The organism is Kosakonia beeri (genome assembly GCF_054165705.1).
The window spans coordinates 2,784,653-2,806,648 of sequence record NZ_CM135106.1; the positions used below are offsets into that span (position 1 = coordinate 2,784,653).

Annotated in this window: 25 protein-coding genes; 16 read left to right on the forward strand and 9 right to left on the reverse strand. The window is 54.3% G+C overall.

The genetic code is table 11. From position 1 onward, the window contains the following. Positions 1-106: 106 nt before the first annotated feature. The 10 genes from blr (at position 107) to nth (ending at position 7,831) form a co-directional block, all read left to right on the forward strand. A complete protein-coding gene (blr, locus tag ACUY4S_RS13220) occupies positions 107-244 on the forward strand; it encodes a division septum protein Blr (RefSeq protein ID WP_312686067.1) in 138 nt (45 codons plus the stop codon). 241 nt (positions 245-485) lie between these two features. Continuing rightward, positions 486-701, forward strand: coding sequence for a transcription modulator YdgT (gene ydgT, locus ACUY4S_RS13225; protein WP_312686065.1), 216 nt, complete (start codon positions 486-488; stop codon positions 699-701). Positions 702-787: 86 nt separating this feature from the next. Then, entirely contained in the window at positions 788-1,228 is a 441-nt protein-coding gene (locus tag ACUY4S_RS13230; protein WP_312686064.1) for a DUF2569 domain-containing protein, read from the forward strand. A gap of 77 nt (positions 1,229-1,305) precedes the next feature. Next, positions 1,306-1,887 (forward strand): electron transport complex subunit RsxA, encoded by a 582-nt coding sequence (gene rsxA / locus ACUY4S_RS13235; RefSeq protein WP_017456621.1) that lies wholly within the window; start codon positions 1,306-1,308, stop codon positions 1,885-1,887. Next, positions 1,887-2,465 carry an electron transport complex subunit RsxB gene (rsxB, locus tag ACUY4S_RS13240; RefSeq protein ID WP_312686058.1) on the forward strand — a complete coding sequence of 193 codons (579 nt, stop codon included), beginning with the start codon at positions 1,887-1,889 and terminating at the stop codon, positions 2,463-2,465. The genes rsxA and rsxB overlap by 1 nt, the downstream gene beginning before the upstream one ends. Then, a complete protein-coding gene (rsxC, locus tag ACUY4S_RS13245; protein WP_458024220.1) occupies positions 2,458-4,815 on the forward strand; it encodes an electron transport complex subunit RsxC in 2,358 nt (785 codons plus the stop codon). The genes rsxB and rsxC overlap by 8 nt, the downstream gene beginning before the upstream one ends. Further along, positions 4,816-5,868, forward strand: coding sequence for an electron transport complex subunit RsxD (rsxD, locus tag ACUY4S_RS13250; RefSeq protein ID WP_312686054.1), 1,053 nt, complete (start codon positions 4,816-4,818; stop codon positions 5,866-5,868). Positions 5,869-5,877: 9 nt separating this feature from the next. Beyond that, positions 5,878-6,498 (forward strand): electron transport complex subunit RsxG, encoded by a 621-nt coding sequence (rsxG, locus tag ACUY4S_RS13255; RefSeq protein ID WP_312686053.1) that lies wholly within the window; start codon positions 5,878-5,880, stop codon positions 6,496-6,498. Positions 6,499-6,500: 2 nt separating this feature from the next. Next, the gene (locus ACUY4S_RS13260; RefSeq protein WP_312686050.1) at positions 6,501-7,196 is read left to right on the forward strand and encodes an electron transport complex subunit E; all 696 of its coding nucleotides are present in this window, start codon (positions 6,501-6,503) and stop codon (positions 7,194-7,196) included. After that, positions 7,196-7,831, forward strand: a complete 636-nt coding sequence (gene nth / locus ACUY4S_RS13265; protein ID WP_312686048.1) for an endonuclease III — start codon at positions 7,196-7,198, stop codon at positions 7,829-7,831. Before ACUY4S_RS13260 ends, nth begins: the two co-directional genes overlap by 1 nt. A 6-nt stretch (positions 7,832-7,837) precedes the next feature. Here nth and ACUY4S_RS13270 read toward each other — a convergent pair whose 3' ends face one another. Next, positions 7,838-8,263 carry a CopD family protein gene (locus ACUY4S_RS13270; RefSeq protein ID WP_312686046.1) on the reverse strand — a complete coding sequence of 142 codons (426 nt, stop codon included), beginning with the start codon at positions 8,261-8,263 and terminating at the stop codon, positions 7,838-7,840. A gap of 740 nt (positions 8,264-9,003) precedes the next feature. Here ACUY4S_RS13270 and dtpA point away from each other — a divergent pair. Both dtpA and gstA read left to right on the forward strand, forming a co-directional pair. Further along, on the forward strand, positions 9,004-10,506 hold the full coding sequence (dtpA, locus tag ACUY4S_RS13275; protein WP_312686044.1) for a dipeptide/tripeptide permease DtpA: 1,503 nt from the start codon (positions 9,004-9,006) through the stop codon (positions 10,504-10,506). Positions 10,507-10,613: 107 nt separating this feature from the next. Further along, positions 10,614-11,219 carry a glutathione transferase GstA gene (gene gstA / locus ACUY4S_RS13280; protein WP_458023329.1) on the forward strand — a complete coding sequence of 202 codons (606 nt, stop codon included), beginning with the start codon at positions 10,614-10,616 and terminating at the stop codon, positions 11,217-11,219. Positions 11,220-11,314: 95 nt separating this feature from the next. On the opposite strand, the gene pdxY is transcribed toward gstA, so the two are convergent. From pdxY to anmK, 5 genes are all read right to left on the reverse strand, one after another. Next, the gene (pdxY, locus tag ACUY4S_RS13285; RefSeq protein WP_312686040.1) at positions 11,315-12,175 is read right to left on the reverse strand and encodes a pyridoxal kinase PdxY; all 861 of its coding nucleotides are present in this window, start codon (positions 12,173-12,175) and stop codon (positions 11,315-11,317) included. Positions 12,176-12,245: 70 nt separating this feature from the next. Beyond that, entirely contained in the window at positions 12,246-13,520 is a 1,275-nt protein-coding gene (tyrS, locus tag ACUY4S_RS13290) for a tyrosine--tRNA ligase (protein ID WP_312686037.1), read from the reverse strand. Between the two features lie 142 nt (positions 13,521-13,662). Beyond that, positions 13,663-14,319: a pyridoxamine 5'-phosphate oxidase gene (gene pdxH, locus ACUY4S_RS13295; protein ID WP_312686800.1), complete on the reverse strand. Its 657-nt coding sequence runs from the start codon at positions 14,317-14,319 to the stop codon at positions 13,663-13,665. Between the two features lie 56 nt (positions 14,320-14,375). After that, entirely contained in the window at positions 14,376-14,699 is a 324-nt protein-coding gene (gene mliC / locus ACUY4S_RS13300; protein ID WP_312686035.1) for a C-type lysozyme inhibitor, read from the reverse strand. A gap of 92 nt (positions 14,700-14,791) precedes the next feature. Next, positions 14,792-15,916, reverse strand: coding sequence for an anhydro-N-acetylmuramic acid kinase (gene anmK, locus ACUY4S_RS13305; RefSeq protein WP_312686032.1), 1,125 nt, complete (start codon positions 15,914-15,916; stop codon positions 14,792-14,794). 283 nt (positions 15,917-16,199) lie between these two features. Between anmK and slyB the strand changes: the two genes are divergently transcribed. After that, positions 16,200-16,667, forward strand: coding sequence for an outer membrane lipoprotein SlyB (gene slyB, locus ACUY4S_RS13310; protein ID WP_312686030.1), 468 nt, complete (start codon positions 16,200-16,202; stop codon positions 16,665-16,667). Between the two features lie 74 nt (positions 16,668-16,741). Here the strand turns inward: slyB and slyA are convergent, their stop codons facing one another. Further along, positions 16,742-17,182, reverse strand: a complete 441-nt coding sequence (slyA, locus tag ACUY4S_RS13315) for a transcriptional regulator SlyA (RefSeq protein ID WP_312686028.1) — start codon at positions 17,180-17,182, stop codon at positions 16,742-16,744. 197 nt (positions 17,183-17,379) lie between these two features. On the opposite strand from slyA, the gene ACUY4S_RS13320 reads away from it, so the two are divergent. The 3 genes from ACUY4S_RS13320 to ACUY4S_RS13330 are packed head-to-tail and all read left to right on the forward strand — an operon-like array spanning position 17,380 to position 20,491. Further along, on the forward strand, positions 17,380-17,619 hold the full coding sequence (locus ACUY4S_RS13320) for a DUF1656 domain-containing protein (protein ID WP_312686026.1): 240 nt from the start codon (positions 17,380-17,382) through the stop codon (positions 17,617-17,619). Beyond that, entirely contained in the window at positions 17,619-18,479 is an 861-nt protein-coding gene (locus tag ACUY4S_RS13325) for an efflux RND transporter periplasmic adaptor subunit (protein WP_458023331.1), read from the forward strand. Before ACUY4S_RS13320 ends, ACUY4S_RS13325 begins: the two co-directional genes overlap by 1 nt. Continuing rightward, entirely contained in the window at positions 18,479-20,491 is a 2,013-nt protein-coding gene (locus ACUY4S_RS13330) for an FUSC family protein (RefSeq protein WP_458023328.1), read from the forward strand. The genes ACUY4S_RS13325 and ACUY4S_RS13330 overlap by 1 nt, the downstream gene beginning before the upstream one ends. On the opposite strand, the gene sodC is transcribed toward ACUY4S_RS13330, so the two are convergent. After that, positions 20,484-21,005 carry a superoxide dismutase [Cu-Zn] SodC gene (gene sodC, locus ACUY4S_RS13335; protein ID WP_312686024.1) on the reverse strand — a complete coding sequence of 174 codons (522 nt, stop codon included), beginning with the start codon at positions 21,003-21,005 and terminating at the stop codon, positions 20,484-20,486. The genes ACUY4S_RS13330 and sodC overlap by 8 nt on opposite strands. A 79-nt stretch (positions 21,006-21,084) precedes the next feature. Next, positions 21,085-21,981 carry an aldo/keto reductase gene (locus tag ACUY4S_RS13340; RefSeq protein ID WP_312686023.1) on the reverse strand — a complete coding sequence of 299 codons (897 nt, stop codon included), beginning with the start codon at positions 21,979-21,981 and terminating at the stop codon, positions 21,085-21,087. Positions 21,982-21,996 lie beyond the last annotated feature (15 nt).

A 21,996-nucleotide genomic window follows, 5' to 3' on the forward strand; every position in this document is an offset into this window, starting at 1 on the left:
CCCTGGTTTAGCGCTTCGGAATCTGCTTAAATCCTCCATCAATGCCTTGCCGCGAGCGGGCGGCATCAGTAACATGCGTGGGCTAACATCAGGGAGTAGTAGAAGTATGGCCGCAATCGTCAATCGGATCATTGAATTAATGGGCTGGGTAGTGCTCGGGGTATCGACTATTCTGTTGGTTTTTGCCAGTCATATCGATAATTACCAGCCGCCAGAACAAACAGCCATTGCGCAGAAAAAATAATCGGCTTAATGTCGCCGCTGCGTAAAACGGGGCGTGCAGATGTTTATTGCCAGTCGTGGGGAAGATCGTTAATCTTTTACCGGGGCGCTGTTCTGGCGTCTGGTTTTATTCGCAAAGAAAACTCTTAATTTAATGGCAGGGCGTTAAGCAGCTATTTACGTGCTGTTAAGAATGTTTATTATTCGAACGAATTACACATGCGCATAATCCTGCCTCTTTCAATATATGGATAACCCTCAATATGACCGTCCAGGACTATTTATTAAAATTTCGCAAAATCAGTTCGCTTGAAAGTCTGGAAAAATTATTTGATCACCTCAACTACACGCTGAGCGATAACGACGAGATCATTAACATGTACCGCGCTGCAGATCATCGTCGTGCTGAGCTGGTCTCCGGCGGCCGCTTATTTGACATTGGGTGCGTTCCAAAGTCGGTATGGCATTACGTGCAGTAACGCTACTGGCAATCAGCGTGTAATGCTTTATACTCAGCGACCGGCAAAATGACCAGTAGCTGTAACGCCTTCAGTGAGGAAAAAGCATGACAACAACATCCGCAGAACGCATTGGAGGCTGGTTACTTGCGCCTCTGGCCTGGCTGTTGGTCGTGCTCTTCAGTTCCACACTGGCATTATTGATGTATGCCACGGCACTGCTCACGCCGCAAACTTTCACGCTACTCGGCGCACAGCCGCTAAGTACGCAACTGCTGTGGTTCGCCTCATTCGCGTTTGCTATCGCTATCTGGTTTTACACCCTTTGGCTGGCCATAGCCTTTTTTAAACGCCGTCGCAGCGTGCCAAAGCATTATATTATCTGGTTGTTGATCTCCGTTTTGCTTGCAGTCAAAGCGTTCGCTTTTTCACCGGTTTCCGATGAACTGGCCCTGCGCCAGTTGCTGTTTCCGCTGCTTGCCGCTGCCGTAATGGTGCCCTACTTCAAGCGCTCGACCCGCGTTCAGAAGACCTTTATTAACCCGTAATAACCTTACAGTTATCCTGTTGTCGCCCGGTGCTGTTTGGCCGATAATAGGCGGCTTTTTTTATTTCAGGCCACATAATGACAGACTATCTGCTGCTATTTATCGGAACGGTACTGGTCAATAACTTCGTCCTGGTGAAGTTTCTTGGCTTGTGTCCGTTTATGGGCGTTTCCAAAAAACTGGAAAGCGCAATGGGTATGGGACTGGCGACCACGTTTGTGATGACGCTGGCCTCTATCTGCGCCTGGCTCATCGATACCTGGGTACTGATCCCGCTGGATTTGGTCTACCTGCGCACGCTGGCATTTATTCTGATTATCGCGGTAGTGGTGCAGTTCACGGAAATGGTGGTGCGCAAGACCAGTCCGGCGTTGTATCGCCTGCTGGGCATCTTCCTGCCGCTGATCACCACTAACTGTGCGGTGCTGGGTGTGGCCCTGCTCAACATCAATCTTGGGCACAATTTCATGCAATCCGCATTGTATGGCTTTGCCGCCGCAGTTGGCTTCTCTTTGGTGATGGTGCTGTTCGCCGCGATCCGCGAACGTCTGGCTGTTGCCGATGTACCCGCGCCATTTCGCGGTAATGCGATTGCTTTAATTACTGCGGGTTTAATGTCTCTGGCCTTTATGGGCTTTAGTGGTCTGGTGAAACTGTAATGAGCGCAATTTCGATTGCCGTTGCCGCCCTGAGCGTGCTCGGGTTGCTGTTCGGCCTCATTCTCGGTTATGCCTCCCGCCGTTTTGCGGTGGAAGACGATCCGGTTGTTGAAAAAATTGATGAACTTTTACCGCAAAGCCAGTGTGGGCAGTGCGGCTACCCCGGCTGTCGGCCTTACGCTGAAGCGGTAGGCATTCAGGGTGAAAAAATTAACCGCTGCGCGCCGGGCGGAGAAGCCGTAATGCTGAAGATCGCCACCCTGCTCAATGTCGATCCCCAACCGATTGACGGCGATGCCGATGCGCAAGAGCCGGTACGCATGCTGGCGATTATTGATGAAGATAATTGCATCGGCTGCACCAAATGCATCCAGGCCTGCCCGGTCGACGCGATTGTTGGCGCGACGCGCGCCATGCATACCGTAATGAGCGATCTTTGCACCGGCTGTAATCTTTGCGTAGATCCATGCCCGACGCAGTGTATCGAATTGCGCCCGGTGGAAACGACCACCCAAAGCTGGAAATGGGATTTGCAGACCATTCCTGTGCGCATAATTCCTGTGGAACACCATGCTTAAGTTATTTTCCGCTTTCCGAAAAGAGAAACTGTGGGATTTTCACGGTGGCATTCACCCGCCGGAAATGAAGACCCAGTCCAACGGCACGCCGCTGCGGCAGATACCGCTGGCGCACCGCTTTGTTATTCCGCTGAAACAACATATCGGCGCTGAAGGGGAACTGTGCGTTAAAGTTGGCGACAACGTATTGCGCGGTCAGCCGCTGACGCGTGGTCGTGGGCGTATGCTGCCTGTCCATGCGCCGACCTCGGGCCGGGTTGTGGCCATTGCTCCGCACTCAACCGCCCATCCTTCGGCACTGCCGGAAATGAGCGTCATTCTTGAAGCAGACGGCGAAGATCGCTGGATCGACCGTGATGGCTGGCAGGATTACCGCTCGCACAGTCGTGAAGAGTTGATCACACGAATTCACCAGTTTGGCGTCGCCGGGCTGGGCGGCGCCGGTTTCCCTACCGGCAACAAGCTACAGGGCGGCGGTGACAAGATCACCACGCTTATCATCAACGCCGCGGAGTGCGAACCGTACATTACCGCCGACGATCGTTTAATGCAGGATTGCGCCGCACAGATTATGGAGGGGGTGCGGATTCTGGCGCACATTCTTCAGCCGCGTCAGGTCATGATCGGCATTGAGGATAATAAACCTCAAGCGATTTCGATGATGCGGGCGGTGCTGGCAGGCTCACATGATATTCAGCTGAAAGTGATCCCGACTAAATACCCTTCCGGCGGCGCGAAGCAGTTAACGCAGATCCTGACCGGTAAACAGGTGCCGCACGGCGGACGCTCTTCCGACATCGGTATTTTGATGCAAAACGTCGGTACCGCTTATGCCGTTAAGCGTGCAGTGATCGACGGCGAGCCGCTGACTGAACGTGTCGTCACCCTGACCGGCGAAGCCGTGACCCGGCCCGGTAACGTCTGGGCGCGCCTGGGCACACCGGTACGCCACCTGCTCGACAATGCCGGTTTCTCTCCTTCTGCTGAACAATTAGTCATTATGGGCGGCCCGCTGATGGGCTTTACCCTGCCGTGGCTGGATGTTCCTGTCATAAAGATCACCAACTGCCTGCTGGCACCCTCTGCCAGTGAAATGGGAGAGCCGCAGGAAGAGAAAGGCTGTATTCGCTGTAGCGCCTGTGCCGACGCCTGCCCGGCGGATTTGTTACCCCAGCAGTTGTACTGGTTCAGCAAAGGCCAGCAGCACGATAAAGCGACAGCGCATAATCTTTCCGACTGTATTGAGTGTGGTGCCTGCGCCTGGGTATGCCCGAGTAATATTCCCCTGGTGCAATATTTCCGCCAGGAAAAGGCGGAGATTTACGCCATCGCAGAGGAAGAAAAACGGACTGCCGAAGCTAAAGCACGCTTTGAAGCCCGCCAGGCGCGACTCGAGCGTGACAAGCTTGCCCGCCAGGAGCGTCATAAACAAGCGGCGGTGCAACCCGGCGCGAAAGACCAGCAGGCCATAGATGCCGCGCTTGCCCGTGTGAGGGAAAAACAGACCCGTGCCGCGCAGTCCGTCGTCATTCAGGCAGGCGCGCAGCCCGACAACAGCGAAGTGATTGCTGCCCGCGAAGCACGTAAAGCACAGGCACGCGCTCGTCAGGCGGAGAAAGCACAAAACGCAGCACAATCCGACGCAGCCACGACCAGCGACAGCAATGATCCACGCAAAGCCGCCGTTGAGGCTGCCATTGCCCGCGCCAAAGCGCGCAAACTGACACAGACAGATGCCGCCGCGCCGCAGCCGGACGCGGTTGAGCCGGACACCGTCGACGCGCCTGTCGACCCGCGCAAAGCCGCCGTCGAGGCTGCCATTGCCCGCGCCAAAGCGCGCAAACTGGCACAGGCAGATGCTGCCGCGCCGCAGCCGGACGCGGTTGAGCCGGACACCGTCGACGCGCCTGTCGACCCGCGCAAAGCCGCTGTCGAGGCTGCCATTGCCCGCGCCAAAGCGCGCAAACTGGCACAGGCAGATGCTGCCGCGCCGCAGCCGGACGCGGTTGAGCCGGACACCGTCGACACACCTGTCGACCCGCGCAAAGCCGCAGTCGAGGCTGCCATTGCCCGCGCCAAAGCGCGCAAACTGGCACAGGCAGATGCTGCCGCGCCGCGGCCGGACGCGGTTGAGCCGGACACCATCGACACACCTGTCGACCCGCGCAAAGCCGCCGTCGAGGCTGCCATTGTCCGCGCCAAAGCGCGCAAATTAGCACAGGAGCAGGCGCGAGACACATCGCCTGCCCCGGAAGCCGCCAATGACGACCCGCGCAAAGCCGCCGTCGCCGCTGCCATCGCCAGGGTTCAGGCTAAAAAAGCCGCGCAGCAAGCCGTAAACGAGGATTAAATGGTTTTCAGAATCGCAAGCTCCCCTTATACCCATAACCAGCGCCAGACCTCGCGTATTATGTTGTTGGTCACGCTGGCTACATTGCCGGGTATTGCCGCACAGTGTTGGTTTTTTGGCTGGGGTACGCTGGTACAGATCGTCCTCGCCATTGCCAGCGCTCTGGTCGCCGAAGCGCTGGTGCTGAAATTACGTAAGCAACGTGTGCGGCCGATCCTCGCCGATAACGCTGCACTGCTCACCGGGTTGTTGCTGGCGATCAGCATTCCTTCTTTCGCTCCGTGGTGGATGATCATACTCGGGACGGTATTTGCGGTGATCATTGCCAAGCAACTGTATGGCGGTCTGGGCCATAACCCTTTCAACCCGGCAATGATTGGCTATGTGGTGCTGCTGATCTCATTCCCGGTACAGATGACGAGTTGGTTGCCGCCTTATGAGATTGCCCGTACGGTGCCAGGTTTTATTGATGCGTTACAGGTGATTTTCACCGGACATAGCGCAACAGGCGCGACCATGGACACCCTGCGTATGGGGATTGACGGTGTCAGCCAGGCAACGCCACTCGATACCTTTAAAACATCGCTGCATGCCGGTCATTCCGTTGAGCAAATTCTGCAGTCTGCTATTTATCATGGCGCGCTGGCCGGGGTGGGCTGGCAGTGGGTAAACCTGGGTTACCTGGCTGGCGGTCTGTTCCTGCTGTGGCAGAAAACGATCCGCTGGCATATTCCGGTCAGTTTCCTGCTGACGCTGGCGATTTGCGCGACCCTCGGCTGGATCTTTGCCCCGGAATCGCTGGCGGCCCCGCAGTTGCATCTGCTTTCTGGCGCCACCATGCTCGGTGCGTTCTTTATTTTGACCGATCCGGTCACCGCCTCGACCACCAATAAAGGTCGCCTGATTTTCGGCGCGCTGGCAGGCGTGTTGGTATGGCTGATCCGCAGTTTTGGCGGCTACCCGGACGGTGTTGCTTTTGCCGTCCTGCTGGCGAACATTACCGTGCCGCTGATTGATTACTACACACGTCCCCGCGTGTACGGGCATCGTTAAGGAGTGGCCATGTTAAAGACAATGCGTAAACATGGTGTGACGCTGGCCCTGTTCGCTGCGGGCTCCACCGGGCTGACGGCGGCTATCGATCAACTGACCAAAACCACTATTGCCGAACAGGCGGCAATCCAGCAGAAAGCCCTTTTCGACCAGGTTATCCCGGGTGATAGCTATAATAACGCGCTGCAGCGGAGTTGTTTCGTGGTCAGCGATCCGGCGCTGGGTAAAGGCCCGCACCGGGTGTGGATCGCGAAAAAAGATGACCAGCCCGTGGCGGCGATCGTTGAATCCACCGCACCAGACGGCTATTCCGGCGCCATTCAATTGCTGGTCGGTGTGGATTTTAGCGGTACCGTGCTCGGCGTACGCGTAACGGAACATCACGAAACTCCGGGCCTCGGCGATAAAATTGAACTGCGCGTGACTGACTGGATCACCCATTTCACGGGCAAAAAAATTGACGGTGCGAATGACAGTCATTTTGCCGTGAAAAAAGATGGGGGCGATTTTGACCAGTTTACCGGTGCGACTATCACCCCTCGTGCGGTGGTCAATGCAGTCAAACGTACCGGACTGTATGCCACGACGCTGCCCGAGCAGCTATCCCGTTTACCGGTGTGTGGAGAGTAGCCATGAGCGAAGTGAAAGAGGTTATCGTCCAGGGGTTGTGGAAAAATAACTCCGCGCTGGTTCAGCTTTTGGGAATGTGCCCACTGCTGGCGGTTACTTCCACGGCAACCAATGCCCTTGGTCTGGGGCTGGCGACCACGCTGGTATTAACCCTGACCAACCTGTTTATCTCTACATTGCGGCGCTGGACGCCGGATGAAATCCGTATTCCTGTCTACGTGATGATCATCGCCTCGGTGGTCAGCGCGGTCCAGATGCTGATTAACGCCTATGCATTTGGCCTTTATCAGTCGCTGGGGATCTTTATTCCGCTGATCGTAACCAACTGTATTGTTGTCGGGCGCGCAGAGGCGTTTGCCGCTAAAAAAGGTCCGGCGCTGTCGGCACTGGATGGTTTTTCTATTGGTATGGGAGCCACCAGCGCAATGTTTGTGCTGGGTTCGCTGCGTGAAATCCTCGGCAATGGCACGCTGTTTGACGGCGCAGACGGTCTGCTGGGCGGCTGGGCGAAAATCCTGCGTATTGAAGTATTTCATACGGATTCTCCTTTCCTGCTGGCAATGCTGCCTCCTGGTGCGTTTATCGGCCTCGGAATGATGCTGGCGGTTAAATATCTGATTGACCAGCGTATGAAAAAACGACGTGAAGCGGCAACCCTTGCCAGCGAAGGCCCGCAGGCATCCCCAGAGAAGGCATAATGAATAAAGAGAAACGGCTGGAAATTTTATCCCGTTTGCGGGACAACAATCCCCACCCGACCACCGAACTGAATTTTAGCTCGCCGTTTGAACTGCTGATTGCAGTTCTGCTTTCGGCTCAGGCGACTGATGTCAGTGTTAATAAAGCCACCGCATTGCTTTACCCGGTAGCCAATACGCCAAAAGCCATGCTCGAGTTGGGCGTCGAAGGTGTGAAGCAATACATCAAAACCATTGGCCTGTTTAATAGCAAAGCGGAAAATGTCATCAAGACCTGCCGTATTCTGCTGGAACAGCACGGCGGCGAGGTGCCGGAAGATCGGGCAGCGCTGGAAGCATTACCGGGCGTCGGGCGTAAAACGGCAAACGTGGTGCTGAATACCGCTTTTGGCTGGCCCACTATCGCGGTCGATACGCATATTTTTCGCGTCGCCAACCGCACCCGTTTCGCACCGGGGAAAAATGTAGAGCAGGTGGAAGAGAAGCTGCTGAAAGTCGTGCCGGCGGAGTTTAAAGTTGACTGTCACCACTGGCTGATCCTGCACGGGCGATACACCTGCATCGCCCGTAAACCGCGCTGCGGTTCCTGTATTATCGAAGATCTGTGCGAATACGATAGCAAAGTCGATATCTGACACGCTTCAGAAGGGGCGCAGGATCGCCAGTAGGATAATCACCCCCACCGCCACAATGATAAGCGTAGTCGCTTTGCCGACCATAGCGGTGCCTTTCGCCGCTTCACCTGCAACCCTTCGGCGCAGTGTGGCGGAGAGAAAACCATGCAGCCCAGACAACAACACCACCACCAACGCTTTTAACAGCAGCCAGCCATGCGGCCACTGGCCGTGCGCCAGTACCATGATGATGCCCGCCGCCCACAACAGTAACATTGCGGGCGTAGTGATTCTTCGGCTCCAGCGCCGCACCTCCACCAGCAACCCGTCGGTGAGCGAAGGATCTTTCTGCACCGCACTCCAGCCAGCGACCACTGCCATCACAAACATACCGCCAATCCAGATAATCGCCGCAATAATATGCAACGCGTTGAGCCAGGGGTGAAAATTCATCGGTTAACTCCGTAAAAAAGGATTCAGGAAAGTCTGACAGCCGGACCGCCTGATGTCATGAACAATGCGCGGCTTTTCCACAAAAATTATCTCCTTATTGATCTTTTAAAGCATTCCGTTGCGGCAATACCTGCTGAACGCACTGATTTTCTAGAATTTCAGCACGTGACGATTCTCACATCTTTGAAAGTTTCTTTCTGAGGGCGATGATTCGGCTAAACACACCTCACCTGCAGATAATCTGCCGCTTATGCGTAATTAATAAGTTAAAACCTTTTTTTATACGAAAAAAATCCTACTAGCCTGTGAGAATGATGACATTGCTAATGCGTTGTTAAAAAAGTGTGTTTTATACAGCTCTCAACCTCGGCAGTACAAACTTTACCCACCCCTTGTCGAGACATATGACCAGATATCTTTCACAAACCAGCCCAATACACTACTTCATAGGCAAAACAGCAGAACATATACCTTAATAACCCTAATCACTGGGTTTGAGTAGTGAAAAAAACCATGATTATTGCAATGGTGAAATTTAACTCTGAATAACAATTGAATTCACCGAGGAATGTAACGACACGGATCTATGTAACAGAATATTTCAAAGGGCTTGCCTGAACGGCCAGGATAGTGAACATTACCCGCCGTTTCCCCTCCCAATATAACTATAAGCGTGATGAACTCTGGTCATTACGCGCCGAACACCCCCGTTAATATGGGATGTAAAAAAAGAGGTATATGTGTCGACTGCAAACAAACCAACCGAAAGCGTGAGTTTAAACGCTTTTAAACAACCGAAAGCGTTCTATCTCATTTTCTCCATTGAGCTCTGGGAGCGTTTCGGTTACTACGGCCTGCAAGGGATCATGGCCGTTTACCTGGTTAAACAACTGGGTATGTCAGAAGCGGACTCTATCACTCTGTTCTCCTCTTTCAGTGCGCTGGTGTACGGTCTCGTCGCCATCGGCGGCTGGCTGGGCGATAAAGTACTGGGTACCAAACGCGTGATTATGCTGGGCGCAATCGTACTGGCGGTGGGTTATGCGCTGGTTGCCTGGTCCGGTCATGATGCAGGTATCGTATACATGGGTATGGCGGCTATCGCCGTGGGTAATGGCCTGTTTAAAGCCAACCCGTCTTCCCTGCTCTCTACGTGTTACGAGAAAAATGACCCGCGTCTCGATGGCGCATTCACCATGTATTACATGGCTGTTAACGTTGGCTCCTTCTTCTCCATGCTGGCGACACCGTGGCTGGCTGCACGCTTTGGCTGGAGCACCGCTTTCGGTCTGAGCGTTGTTGGTTTGCTGATTACCATCGTTAACTTTGCATTCTGTAAACGTTGGGTTAAAAACTACGGTTCTAAACCGGACTTCGCACCGGTGCGTGTTGGCTACCTGCTGGCGACTATCGTCGGGATCGTTGTCCTGGTCGCGATTGCAACCTGGTTGCTGCATAACCAGGGCATCGCACGTATGGTTCTCGGCGTCGTAGCGTTGTGCATCATCTGCATTTTTGCAAAAGAGACGTTTGCACTTAAAGGCGCGGCACGTCGCAAAATGATTGTTGCCTTTATTCTGATGCTGCAGGCGATTGTCTTCTTCGTACTGTATAGCCAGATGCCGACCTCGCTGAACTTCTTCGCCATTCGCAACGTAGAGCACACGCTGTTCGGTATTGCGTTTGAACCTGAGCAGTATCAGGCGCTGAACCCGTTCTGGATCATTATTGGTAGCCCGATTCTCGCCGCTATCTATAACAAAATGGGCGATACGCTGCCAATGCCGCACAAATTCGCCATCGGTATGGTGCTGTGCTCCGGTGCGTTCCTGATCCTGCCGCTGGGCGCGAAGTTCGCCTCTGAGGCCGGTATTGTTTCCGTTAACTGGCTGATCGCAAGTTATGGTCTGCAGAGTATCGGTGAGCTGATGATTTCGGGGCTGGGGCTGGCCATGGTGGCACAACTGGTGCCGCAGCGCCTGATGGGCTTTATTATGGGTAGCTGGTTCCTGACCACTGCAGGAGCGAACATCATCGCGGGTTATGTGGCAAACCAGATGGCAATCCCGGAAAACGTCACCGATCCGCTGATGTCGCTGAATATTTATGGCAGCGTCTTCCTCCAGATTGGTATCGTCACTGCCGTGATCGCAGTGCTGATGATTCTGGCGGCACCGAAACTTAACCGTATGACGCAGAGCGACGACAGCGCTGCGAAAGCAACGGAAACCGCCGCTGCTTAAGACCTGCGGGGAAGACGACAGAGAAAGCCGATAACGCACGTTATCGGCTTTTTTTTTATGCCTGGGCGTAATAACCTATGCCGGAATTCAGCCATAAGGAAAAAACAATGAAACTGTTTTACAAGCCCGGCGCCTGCTCTCTTGCTTCCCATATCACCCTGCGTGAAGCCGGAAACGAGATCTCCCTGACCAGCGTAGATTTAATGAAAAAACGCCTGGAAAACGGTGAAGACTTTTTTGCTATCAATCCCAAAGGCCAGGTTCCTGCACTGCAACTGGATGACAATACGCTGCTCACCGAGGGTGTGGCGATCATGCAATACGTTGCTGATAACGCACCACAAAGCCAGTTGCTGGCGCCGACAGGCACGCTGCCGCGTTACAAGACGCTGGAGTGGCTGAACTTCATCGCGACTGAACTGCATAAAGGTTTTACGCCGCTGTTCCGCCCGGATACACCGGAAGAGTACAAACCTACCGTACGTGCGCTGCTGGCGAAGAAACTGCAGTATGTCAACGAGGCGTTGGGCAATACAGCGTGGATAAGTGGTGAACATTTCACCATCGCGGATGCCTATCTGTTTACCGTCCTGCGTTGGGCGCGCGCGGTAAAACTGGATATGACCGGCCTTGTGAACATTGATGCGTTTATGGCGCGTGCTGCGGCTCGCCCTGCGGTGGCTGCAGCCATGGCAGCAGAAGGGATTGCCTGAGCAAGGCTCCCGGTTCCCGATATGCATGCCGGTGACACAACGTTACCCGGCATGCAAAGCGGTTTTACGCTATGGCGGGGATCTCCCCGCCATTTTTATAACTGCGTGGCGCTAAACAGATGCTCCGGCTGCGCAATGCGGTCCTGCGCCGCCACCACCTGCAGTTCATATTCCTGCATCGCCTGGGTGGTTTTCATTATTTCGTACACCGCTGCAGTGACATGCTCCAGCGCCTCGCGCACGCTGGCTCCCTGCAACAATTTCACTAACAGTAGCCCGCTGGTCACATCGCCGACCCCAACAGGCTGACGCGCGCCAAAATCCACCAGCGGCCGGCTAATATGCCAGGCCTCGTGCGGCGTTACCAGCAACATTTCAAACCTATCCACGCTCAGCCCGGCACGGGCGAGATGCTTCACAAGCACAATTTGCGGCCCCTGCGCAATTAACTCGCGTGCCGCCTGCACAGCTTCTGCTACGGTATTCACCGCATGCTCGCAGAGGATCTCCAGTTCAATCAGATTTGGCGCGATAATATCGCTGGCGGGTAATGCGTGGCGCACATGAAATTCGGCGACGCCCGGCGCCACGATACAGCCCTTTTCAGGGTGGCCCATTACCGGATCGCAAAAGTATTTCGCCTGCGGATTCGCTGCTTTCACCTGTCGCACAATGCCAAGGATATGCTCGCCCTGCTCCGCCGATCCCAGATATCCGCTCAGCACGGCATCGCAATGCTGAAGCTGGTCGATGGCGGCGATACCCTGCACAATCTCCGTTAAATGGGCTGGCGGCATCACGCTGCCGGTCCACTTGCCATATTGCGTATGATTAGAAAACTGCACGGTATTCAATGGCCAGACATTGGCGCCCAGACGGCGCATCGGAAATTCGGCAGCACTGTTCCCCGCATGTCCGAAAACCACATGCGATTGAATGGCGAGGATATTCTTCATGTTGAGAGCCTTGCAAGATAGGGCAATAAAAGAAGGGAGTGATTTCTCACTCCCCTGGAAAGGCAACAGATTACTTCCAGCAAATCAGGCAGTAATTCTTTTTACCGCGACGCAACAGCGTGTAACGACCAAACAGGCGATCGCTGTCGGCAAAGAAATACTCCGGATCGGACTGTTTTTCACCGTTAATGGTCACCGCATTAGAGGCAATGGTTTTACGTGCCTGGCCACGCGACGGCTGCAGCTCAGAATCTACCAGCGCCTGCATCAGATCCGCGCCTTTTTCCATTTCTACCATCGGCACGCCATCCTGCGCCAGCTGTTCAAAGTCAGCCTCGCTCAGCGCGCTCAGCGTACCGTTAAACAGGCTTTCAGTAATGCGTTTCGCCGCAATCAGCCCCTCTTCGCCATGCACCAGACGAGTGACCTGCTCCGCCAGCACATACTGCGCGCGCGGCGCTTTACCGCTGTTCTTGTCCTCTTCTTCCAGCGCATTAATTTCTGCGATGTCCATAAAGGTAAAGAATTTCAGGAAACGGTAGACATCTGCATCTGCGGTGTTGATCCAGAACTGGTAAAACTTATACGGACTGGTTTTCTTCGGATCCAGCCAGACCGCGCCGCCTTCGGTTTTACCAAATTTAGTGCCATCGGCTTTGGTGATCAGCGGAACCGTCAGACCAAACACCTGATTCTGGTGCAGACGACGGGTCAAATCGATACCGGAGGTAATGTTGCCCCACTGATCAGAACCACCAATCTGCAACGCCACGCCGTGCAGTTCGTTCAGGCAGGCAAAGTCATAACCCTGCAGCAGATTGTAGGAAAACTCAGTGAACGAGATGCCGACATCATCGCGGTTCAGACGCTGTTTCACGGCTTCTTTGTTAATCATCTGGTTAACAGAGAAGTGCTTACCGATATCGCGCAGGAAGGTCAGCACATTCATGTTGCCGAACCAGTCATAGTTGTTTGCAGCAATCGCTGAATTATCGCCACAATCGAAATCAAGGAATGGCGCAACCTGCTTACGGATTTTATCCACCCACTCCTGCACGGTGTCTTCGGTATTCAGTTTACGCTCGGTGGCTTTAAAACTCGGGTCGCCGATCAACCCGGTTGCGCCACCCACCAGCGCGACCGGCTTATGGCCCGCCTGCTGAAAGCGTTTCAGGCATAACAATGGAACAAGATGCCCCAAATGCAAGCTGTCAGCGGTGGGATCGAAGCCGCAATAGAGCGCGATCGGGCCCTGCGCCAGTCGCTCTGCTAACGCTTCCTCATCCGTCACCTGGGCCACAAGGCCCCGCTCTTGCAATTGTTTAATCAAGTTACTGCTAGCCATCAAATTCTCCATGTATAAAACGGACTGCACCTATGCCGGTACACGACTTTTCGCCAGATGCGAAAGGATACTTCATGGGGGGCAGATAGAATAAAGCGCCGGCACACGGAGTGCCAGCGCTTAACGCAACATTTTTCAGTGATTACGGGGCAAGACGGTCAATTTTCCACGCGTCATTTTCGCGCTGGTATAAAAAACGATCATGCAGACGGTTTGCGCCCCCCTGCCAGAACTCCATCTGCTCAATACTGATACGGTAACCGCCCCAGAAACTTGGCAGGGGGATCTCGCCTTGCTGGAATTTTTGCTTCAGTTCGAGAAACTTACTTTCCAGAATGCCGCGCGCAGAAATGCGGCTGGACTGTTTTGACACCCAGGCACCAATCTGGCTGTCGCGCGGGCGGCTGTGGAAGTATTTCATTACCTCCAGCGTCGACAGACGCTCTGCCTTACCGGTGACCATCACCTGGCGCTCAAGAATATGCCACGGGAAGAGCAAACTGACGGACGGATTGTGTTCGATATGGTGCGCCTTACGGCTGCCAAGATTGGTGTAGAACACAAGGCCTTTTTCATCATAATGCTTGAGCAACACAATACGCTGGTAGGGCTGGCCGTGCTCATCCACCGTCGCGACCACCATGGCCGTTGGGTCAACCAGTTTTGCTTCGCAAGCCTGGCCCAGCCAGTGTTCAAAGAGTTTCAGCGGTTCAGCGGGGAGGTCGCCGCGGCGCAGGCCACCTTTGGTGTATTCACGGCGCAGATGCGCGATTTGCTGCAATTGATCGTTATCAGACATGGCGTTAGCGAGTGTAGTCATCAGGTAGGGCTATTATGCGCCCCCCTGTGAAAATCTCAACGCTGCGGATTTTGTAACTGGCAGTTATTCAGCACGATACGGTCACGTTTATAGACCGTCGCGGTATCCCCTTTCGACCAGAAGACATACACGCCGTCAGTGTAACGAGCGCCAGATGCGGATAAGCCTTGCTGGAGGTTGAGTAACTTGTCATCCCAGACAAAGCTGACTTGCTGGCGCGAATTATTGCGTTTCACGGTAAGCGGCTTTTCATCACACTGGTACGCAAGCGTATCGGTTTGCATCCGTTCAACAAACTGATGGTAATAACTGCATCCGGCAAGCAGCGCGGGCAGGCAGACGATCAACAATTTTTTCATGTGGTATTCCCGGGACTGTCCTGGTCATGGAGGGCAAACAGCCCTCCCTAAGCATGGTCAGTCTAACGGTGTGCCAGCAAGGTGAAATTAAGTTAACTCTGATTCTGGCGCGGGTTGGCGGGGAAAATCGCCCCCAGCACCGAGGGGGCAGACGCGCCGGTGACCGAAGGTAGATTTCCCGGTAGCCCTGCCAGCGTGCGCCATGCCAGCCAGGCAAAGGCCAGTGCTTCCATATCATCGCCGCTGATACCCGCATCGTCGGTCGTGCCGACCTCAATCCCCGGTAACAGCCCCGCCAGACGCGCCATTACCAGCGGGTTGCGACTACCGCCACCGCATACCAGTAACCGCTCACAGCCACCACTCAGCAGTACCTGCTCCGAAATGGTGATGGCCGTCAGTTCGGCCAGCGTCGCCTGCACATCGCTTCCGTTCAGTGCCGGGAAGCTTGTCAAATGACGCTCCAGCCAGCCGTAATTAAAATATTCACGGCCTGTGCTCTTGGGCGCGGGGGTTGAAAAATAGGGATCGCTCAGCATATTTTGCAGCAATGGCAACACCACTTTGCCTTCGCTCGCCCACTGGGCATCTTTATCGTACGGCTTACCTTTTTGCCGCCAGATCCAGGCATCCATCAGCATATTACCTGGCCCGGTGTCATATCCGCGCACCGGCTGGCCTGGGATCAGCAATGAAAGATTCGCAATGCCGCCAATATTCAGCACCATGCGGCGTTCGACCGGATGCGCCAGTAGCGCATGATGAAACGCAGGTACTAACGGCGCGCCCTGACCACCAAGCGCCATATCGCGCCGACGAAAATCCCCCACCACGGTCACGCCAGTGCGGGCAGCGATCTGGTTGTTATCGCCAATTTGCAGGGTGTGAGGCGCAATGCCGACAGGTTCATGCCACACGGTCTGCCCGTGGCAGCCGATGGCGACAATGTCTTCCGGGCGCAGGTGTTCTTTGTCCATCAGAGCCAGCACCGCATCGGCAAATAATTTGCCCAGTTGGGTGTCCAGCCTCCCCAGTTGCGAAAGCGTGAGTTGCTGGCCCTGGCAGATGCTGAGGATCGCCTCTTTTAACGGCAGCGGAATAGGAAATGTCAGGCTGGCCTGCTGGGCGACCATCGTTTCGTCAATTGCCGCGAGTACGACATCAATACCGTCCAGACTGGTTCCCGACATCAATCCAATGTAGCGACCCGATTTCATACGCCTTCCTTTAATGCGTGGCAGAGGGTTAACACTCCACCACAAAGTGTAGGTTAACGCCATTACGTACAAACACTTTTTAACAATCCAGTCGCTTTTCGCTAAGTGAAATTCATCTGACCAGCGCTTATAATCGCTTCGTTTAAAACCGGTTAAAGTCCCTTTGATTACTCTTTTTGCTGGGATTTGGCAGAAGATATGACCTGGCCTTGTTAAAATGCCATATAATTTAACCATGACGGATGCTCATACGAGCGTTACATGGTGAACAGGAGATTCATAAATGATGTTACGTGCACTGGCAGTTTCGCTGATTGGTTTTACTTTGGCAGGCTGCGTGAACAACGATACGCTTTCTGGTGATGTTTATTCTGCATCCGAAGCCAAACAAGTGCAAAATGTCACTTACGGCACCATTGTGAACACACGTCCGGTACAGATTCAGGGTGGCGATGAGAATAATGTCATCGGCGCGCTTGGCGGTGCTGTCCTGGGTGGCTTCCTCGGTAACACGGTTGGCGGCGGTACAGGTCGTTCTCTGGCGACGGCAGCCGGTGCTGTGGCAGGTGGCGTAGCGGGTCAGTCGGTACAGGGTTCGCTGAACAAAACACAGGGTGTTGAACTGGAAATCCGTAAAGACGACGGCAACACCATTATGGTGGTACAGAAACAGGGCAATACCCGTTTCGCCGCAGGTCAGCGCGTTGTGCTGGCAAGCAATGGCCGTCAGGTAACCGTTTCCCCGCGCTAAGCCCGGTGGTCACATGGTTTCATTTGTCCTCTCAGGGGCATAAAAAAGCCTTGCGAATGCAAGGCTTTTTACTGTTAATCACGCGACTGTAGCTCATGAATATTTTGCTCCAGCCGGGCAATCATCTTAATTAATAGATCGAGTTCTTCAGCAGAGATCCCGGAGAGAATTTCCCCCCGCGTTTTGCGAATAACCGTTTCCATCTCTTCGATGATAGGTGACGCTTTTTCTGTCAATTTGATCCGCTTAGCCCGGCGGTCGTTGGCACAGGTCTGGCGGGAAATGAGCCCCTTATCTTCCAGTTGGTCCAGCGTACGCACCAGCGAAGGCTGTTCAATGCCAATCGCTTTTGCCAGTTGAATTTGCGACTGATCGGGAGGCAGCTGGTGAATATTGTGCAGCGTTACCCAGTGAGTCTGCGTTAATTCCAGAGGTTTCAGGCGATGGTCAATCAAAGCGCGCCAGACGCGCACTAAGCGTGCCAGATCAGAACCTAATGGCGATTCCAATTTCATCTCCTTATAATTAGCTTGCTAAGTTATTATACTCATTTTAAAATAGTTTGCAGTATTTATATTGCTAAAACAAATGTATTGCAGCACTCGTCAGGGCAATTGCAGCGCGTTACACCGTTATTATGGTGTAATTTTCGCGCTTTTATGACTGTCTCTCCTGTCCCGGCGATGTGCGTGACGGCACAGGACACCTACGCGTGAAGTTAACTTCCAGTTCCCCGGTTCTCCCCCTGCAGGACCTGATTTTCGGCGCATCGGTTTACTTTCCTCCCTTATTTAAAGCGGTGATGCTGGGCTTTTTACTGTGGCTTATTGCCCACCGCGCCCTGCGTGACTGGATCTATGCCGGCGACATCTGGCACCCCATCCTGATGGATCTTTCTCTGTTTGTTATTGCGCTGAGCCTCGCCCTCGGCTTGTTGATTGTGTGGTCATGATGAATCTGAAATCGCTGAAATATTTTTCCACGTTACTGGTGCTGGCAGTGGCAATTGTCGCCGCAGGGTGGATGTGGAACTATTACATGCAATCGCCCTGGACGCGCGACGGCAAAGTCCGCGCCGAGCAGGTCAGTATTACTCCGCAGGTTTCCGGCAGTATCCGCGAGCTTCATATCACCGATAACCAGTGGGTAAAAGCTGGCGACATACTGTTTCGCATTGACGACACCCCCTACCACATTGCTGTCCTTAACGCCGAAGCTCAGTTGGCCAAAACGCAGACCAAACTGGCAAAAGCCAATAACGAAGCCAACCGCCGTCGTCATCTTTCGCAAAACTACATCTCCGCGGAAGATCTCGATACTGCCAATATTAGTGTAAAAGCGGCACAAGCGAGTGTCGCTGCCGCCGGGGCCCAACTGGCACAGGCAAAATGGCAGTTAACACAAACAGACGTCAAAGCGCCTGTCGATGGCTGGGTCACAAACCTCACCGCGCGCAAAGGGAACTACGCAACCGCCGGGCAACCTATTTTTGCACTGGTGGATGGTCATTCGTTTTATGTGATGGGCTATTTCGAAGAGACCAAACTGCGCCATATTCATCCTGGCGCGACGGCGAAAATTGTTCTCTACAGCGGCAACGTAACGTTACAGGGTCACGTTTCCAGTATTGGTCGTGCCATTTATGATCAGAGCATAGAAACAGACAGCGGACTGGTACCGGATATCAAACCTAACGTACCGTGGGTGCGCCTGGCGCAACGCGTGCCCGTGCGGATCCAGCTCGACAGTGTGCCGCAGGATGTCACCCTGGTTTCCGGCACCACCTGCACCGTAGCCATCGGCGGTCGGTGATGATCTCGCCGCTCTCGCTCTGGAACAAACTGCCGTGGGTGAAAGCCAGCGCCGGTCAGTGGCGATATGCATTGCGCAACGGCATCGCCATGTGTCTGGCGCTGACGGTGGCGTATTATCTTGATCTCGACGAGCCTTACTGGGCGCTGACCTCCGCCGCTGTGGTCAGTTTCCCTACTGTGGGTGGCGTCATCAGTAAAAGCCTTGGGCGTATTGCGGGTAGTCTGCTGGGGGCCTGCGCCGCGCTGATCATTGCCGGGCAGACGCTGAACGATCCATGGCTGTTTCTGTTTATGATGTCCGGCTGGATTGCATTGTGTACCTGGGCCTGCGCCCAGTTCAGCAATAATGTCGCCTATGCCTGCCAGCTGGCCGGTTACACTGCGGCGATCATTGCCTTTACAATGGTGAATGTCACCGATATCACCGAATTGTGGGATATTGCCCAGGCGCGGGTATGCGAGGTAATACTTGGCATCGTGTGCGGCGGCATGATGATGATGATCCTGCCCGGCACCGCCGATGGCCCGGCGCTGCTTACCGCGCTGAAAAAGATGCACGCACGCTTGCTGGAACACGCCAGCCTGCTCTGGCAACCCGAAACAACTGATGCTATCCGCAGCGCCCATGAAAGTGTGATTGGCCAGATCCTGACGACAAATTTACTGCGCATTCAGGCTTTCTGGAGTCATTACCGCTTCCGGCGGCAAAATACGCTGTTGACCTGGTTGCTGCATCAGCAATTACGCATGACCAGCGTGATCTCCAGCCTGCGCAGAATGCTGCTGAACTGGCCCGATGCCCCGGCGAATCTGCGCCCGGTTCTTGAGCAGTTACTGGCTGCGCTGGCGCATCCGCATACCGATGCGCTAACTGTGGCGCGGATCATTGCCCCCCTCGCGCCAAAAGAGACTGACGATTACCGCCATCGGGCTTTCTGGCAGCGTTTACGTTATTTTTGTCGTTTGTATCTGGTCAGCAGCCGCTGGCTGTTACGAGTGGAGAATGTCACGCCGATCAGCGCTTATACGGTGCCCCGCAGTCCGGGTTTAATGCGCTATACCGACCACGCTGAGGCGCTCTGGAGCGGGCTGCGCACCTTCTGTGCACTCAGTCTGGTTGGTGCATGGAGCATTACCACGCAGTGGGAAAGCGGCCCGGCGGCACTGACACTGGCGGCAATTAGCTGTGTGCTTTACTCGGTTTCACCAGCGCCATTCAACTCATTGACGCTACTGCTGCGCACCTTAACGCTGCTGTCGCTGTTCAGCTTTGTGGTGAAGTTTGGGCTGATGGTGCAAATCAACGAGCTCGCTTCGTTTTTGCTGTTTCTGTTCCCGTTACTGACCACACTGCAGTTGCTGAAACTGCAAATGCCGAAACTGGCCGGACTGTGGGGGCAGTTGATTGTGTTTATGGGCTCGTTTATCGCTGTAACTAATCCGCCGGTGTATGACTTTGCCGATTTCTTAAATGACAACCTGGCGAAGATCCTCGGTGTGGCACTGGCCTGGCTGGCCTTCGCCGTCCTGCGTCCTGGGTCAGACGCGCGAAAAAGTCGCCGTCATATTCGCGCATTGCGCCGCAGTTTTGTCGATCAACTTAGCCGCATACCGCAACTGAGCGAACATGCGTTTGAATCGGTGGTCTACCATCACATCAGTCAACTCAGTAACAGCAAAGATGCCCTGGCGCGCCGCTGGCTGTTGCGCTGGGGCGTCGTATTATTGAACTGTTCACATGTGGTCTGGCAACTGCGTGAATGGGAGATCCGTTCCGATCCTTTATCAAAAGTGCGTGATATTTGCATCGCCTTACTGCGTGATGTGATGAGTGAACGTGGCGTTCAGCAACGAACGCTTACCGCCACGCTGGCAGAACTGCAGCAGATTTGTACGACGCTGGGTAAACACCATCAACCCGCTGCTCGCGAGCTGGCCTCCGTTGTCTGGCGCCTGTATTGCGCACTGTCGCAACTGGAACAGGCACCACCGGCTGGCACGCTTACTTGATAACGCCACAGGCGTAACGCGCGCCACCGCCGCCCAACGGTTTCGGTTGATCGGACATATTATCGCCGCCAACATGCACCATCAGCGCTTTATCTTTCACGTCGCTAAGTTTTTTCAACCGTGGCGCGACCACCGCTTCCGTAGCTTTACCGTCGTTATTCACCACTAGCACGGGTAAATCGCCCAAATGCCCGTCCCCTTCAGGACCAGCATGTTTACCGCTATGTTGAGGATCAAGATGGCCGCCTGCCGCTTCCGCCGCCGACGCTTTGCCCTCTTTCATTGCTGGTTCGCAACTGCCTTTGGCATGCACGTGAAAACCATGTTCGCCCGGCGGCAGGGCTTTCAAATCGGGAGTGAACTCCAGGCCCTTATCGGTTTCGCTGATTTTTACGCTGCCGATCGATTGCCCTATTCCCTGAGCGGTAACGAGATGCATATCCACTTCTTCACTGGCTGCCTGCGCGCCGGCACAGACTAACAACCCCAGTATTGCCAGACTAAAACGCTTCATATGACCTCCTTAGAATTACTTTTACCCTGTAAGTCTAAACCAGGGTAAAAGATTTCACCGGAAAGTCGCCTGTGCGGCTTTATGGAACGTCATAACCCAGCGCCGCTTTACGAATGCGGAACCACTGCTGGCGGGTCATTTGCAACTGTTCTGCCCCTAATGCTGCCCGTACACGTTCGATTTTACCCGAGCCAATGATCGGCAACGGTTGCGACGGCAGACGCATTACCCAGGCATATACCACCTGCTCGATGTTATCCGCATTCAGTTCCTGCGCCACGGCCCTCAGTTCTTCGCGTAGCGGCTGGTATTCCACGTCATTAAATAAACGGCCACCGCCAAGGCAGGACCAGGCCATCGGGCGCACGCGCAGCTGTTGCAACTGATCGAGCGTACCGTCCAGCAGCAGCGGTTGATACAACGGGGAAATTTCCACCTGGTTAGTGGCAAGTGTAAATGGCAAGCGGGATTGCAGCAGCGCAAATTGCGCCGGGGTGAAATTAGAAACGCCGAAGTGGCGCACCTTACCACTCTGGTGCAGGTTGAGGAATGCCTCAGCCACTTCATCCGCATCCATTAACGGATCCGGGCGGTGGATCAACAACAGGTCCAGATAGTCAGTCGACAGATTGCTGAGCGATTGCTCTGCGCTGTGAATAATATGAGAGCGATCGGTAATGTAATGACCAATGGCATGTTCAGCTTTAGCGGTAGTGGCAATACCGCATTTGCTGACGATCTCCATCTTCGCGCGCAACTGCGGCACCAGCTTCAACGCCTCGCCAAATGCGGCTTCACACTGATATCCGCCATAAATATCGGCATGATCAACAGTTGTCACACCCAGTTCAAGATGAGATTCAATAAACCCGACCAGCTCCCGGGCAGACATTTTCCATTCCAGTAAACGCCAGTAACCCATAACAAAGCGGGAGAACTCCGGACCTTGCGGCGCAAGGGCAATACGTTGAACCATAACGATTTCCTCGAA

Bases quoted from the DNA above. Each gene is read 5' to 3' on its own strand.
- ACUY4S_RS13260 (WP_312686050.1), top strand. From the start codon at position 6,501: ATGAGCGAAGTGAAAGAGGTTATCGTCCAGGGGTTGTGGAAAAATAAC.
- nth (WP_312686048.1), top strand. From the start codon at position 7,196: ATGAATAAAGAGAAACGGCTGGAAATTTTATCCCGTTTGCGGGACAAC.
- blr (WP_312686067.1), top strand. From the start codon at position 107: ATGGCCGCAATCGTCAATCGGATCATTGAATTAATGGGCTGGGTAGTG.
- mliC (WP_312686035.1), bottom strand. From the start codon at position 14,699: ATGAAAAAATTGTTGATCGTCTGCCTGCCCGCGCTGCTTGCCGGATGC.
- ydgT (WP_312686065.1), top strand. From the start codon at position 486: ATGACCGTCCAGGACTATTTATTAAAATTTCGCAAAATCAGTTCGCTT.
- rsxD (WP_312686054.1), top strand. From the start codon at position 4,816: ATGGTTTTCAGAATCGCAAGCTCCCCTTATACCCATAACCAGCGCCAG.
- ACUY4S_RS13270 (WP_312686046.1), bottom strand. From the start codon at position 8,263: ATGAATTTTCACCCCTGGCTCAACGCGTTGCATATTATTGCGGCGATT.
- rsxC (WP_458024220.1), top strand. From the start codon at position 2,458: ATGCTTAAGTTATTTTCCGCTTTCCGAAAAGAGAAACTGTGGGATTTT.
- rsxA (WP_017456621.1), top strand. From the start codon at position 1,306: ATGACAGACTATCTGCTGCTATTTATCGGAACGGTACTGGTCAATAAC.
- ACUY4S_RS13325 (WP_458023331.1), top strand. From the start codon at position 17,619: ATGAATCTGAAATCGCTGAAATATTTTTCCACGTTACTGGTGCTGGCA.
- gstA (WP_458023329.1), top strand. From the start codon at position 10,614: ATGAAACTGTTTTACAAGCCCGGCGCCTGCTCTCTTGCTTCCCATATC.
- ACUY4S_RS13230 (WP_312686064.1), top strand. From the start codon at position 788: ATGACAACAACATCCGCAGAACGCATTGGAGGCTGGTTACTTGCGCCT.
- rsxG (WP_312686053.1), top strand. From the start codon at position 5,878: ATGTTAAAGACAATGCGTAAACATGGTGTGACGCTGGCCCTGTTCGCT.
- tyrS (WP_312686037.1), bottom strand. From the start codon at position 13,520: ATGGCTAGCAGTAACTTGATTAAACAATTGCAAGAGCGGGGCCTTGTG.
- ACUY4S_RS13340 (WP_312686023.1), bottom strand. From the start codon at position 21,981: ATGGTTCAACGTATTGCCCTTGCGCCGCAAGGTCCGGAGTTCTCCCGC.
- rsxB (WP_312686058.1), top strand. From the start codon at position 1,887: ATGAGCGCAATTTCGATTGCCGTTGCCGCCCTGAGCGTGCTCGGGTTG.
- slyB (WP_312686030.1), top strand. From the start codon at position 16,200: ATGATGTTACGTGCACTGGCAGTTTCGCTGATTGGTTTTACTTTGGCA.
- slyA (WP_312686028.1), bottom strand. From the start codon at position 17,182: ATGAAATTGGAATCGCCATTAGGTTCTGATCTGGCACGCTTAGTGCGC.
- ACUY4S_RS13330 (WP_458023328.1), top strand. From the start codon at position 18,479: ATGATCTCGCCGCTCTCGCTCTGGAACAAACTGCCGTGGGTGAAAGCC.
- sodC (WP_312686024.1), bottom strand. From the start codon at position 21,005: ATGAAGCGTTTTAGTCTGGCAATACTGGGGTTGTTAGTCTGTGCCGGC.
- pdxH (WP_312686800.1), bottom strand. From the start codon at position 14,319: ATGTCTGATAACGATCAATTGCAGCAAATCGCGCATCTGCGCCGTGAA.
- pdxY (WP_312686040.1), bottom strand. From the start codon at position 12,175: ATGAAGAATATCCTCGCCATTCAATCGCATGTGGTTTTCGGACATGCG.
- anmK (WP_312686032.1), bottom strand. From the start codon at position 15,916: ATGAAATCGGGTCGCTACATTGGATTGATGTCGGGAACCAGTCTGGAC.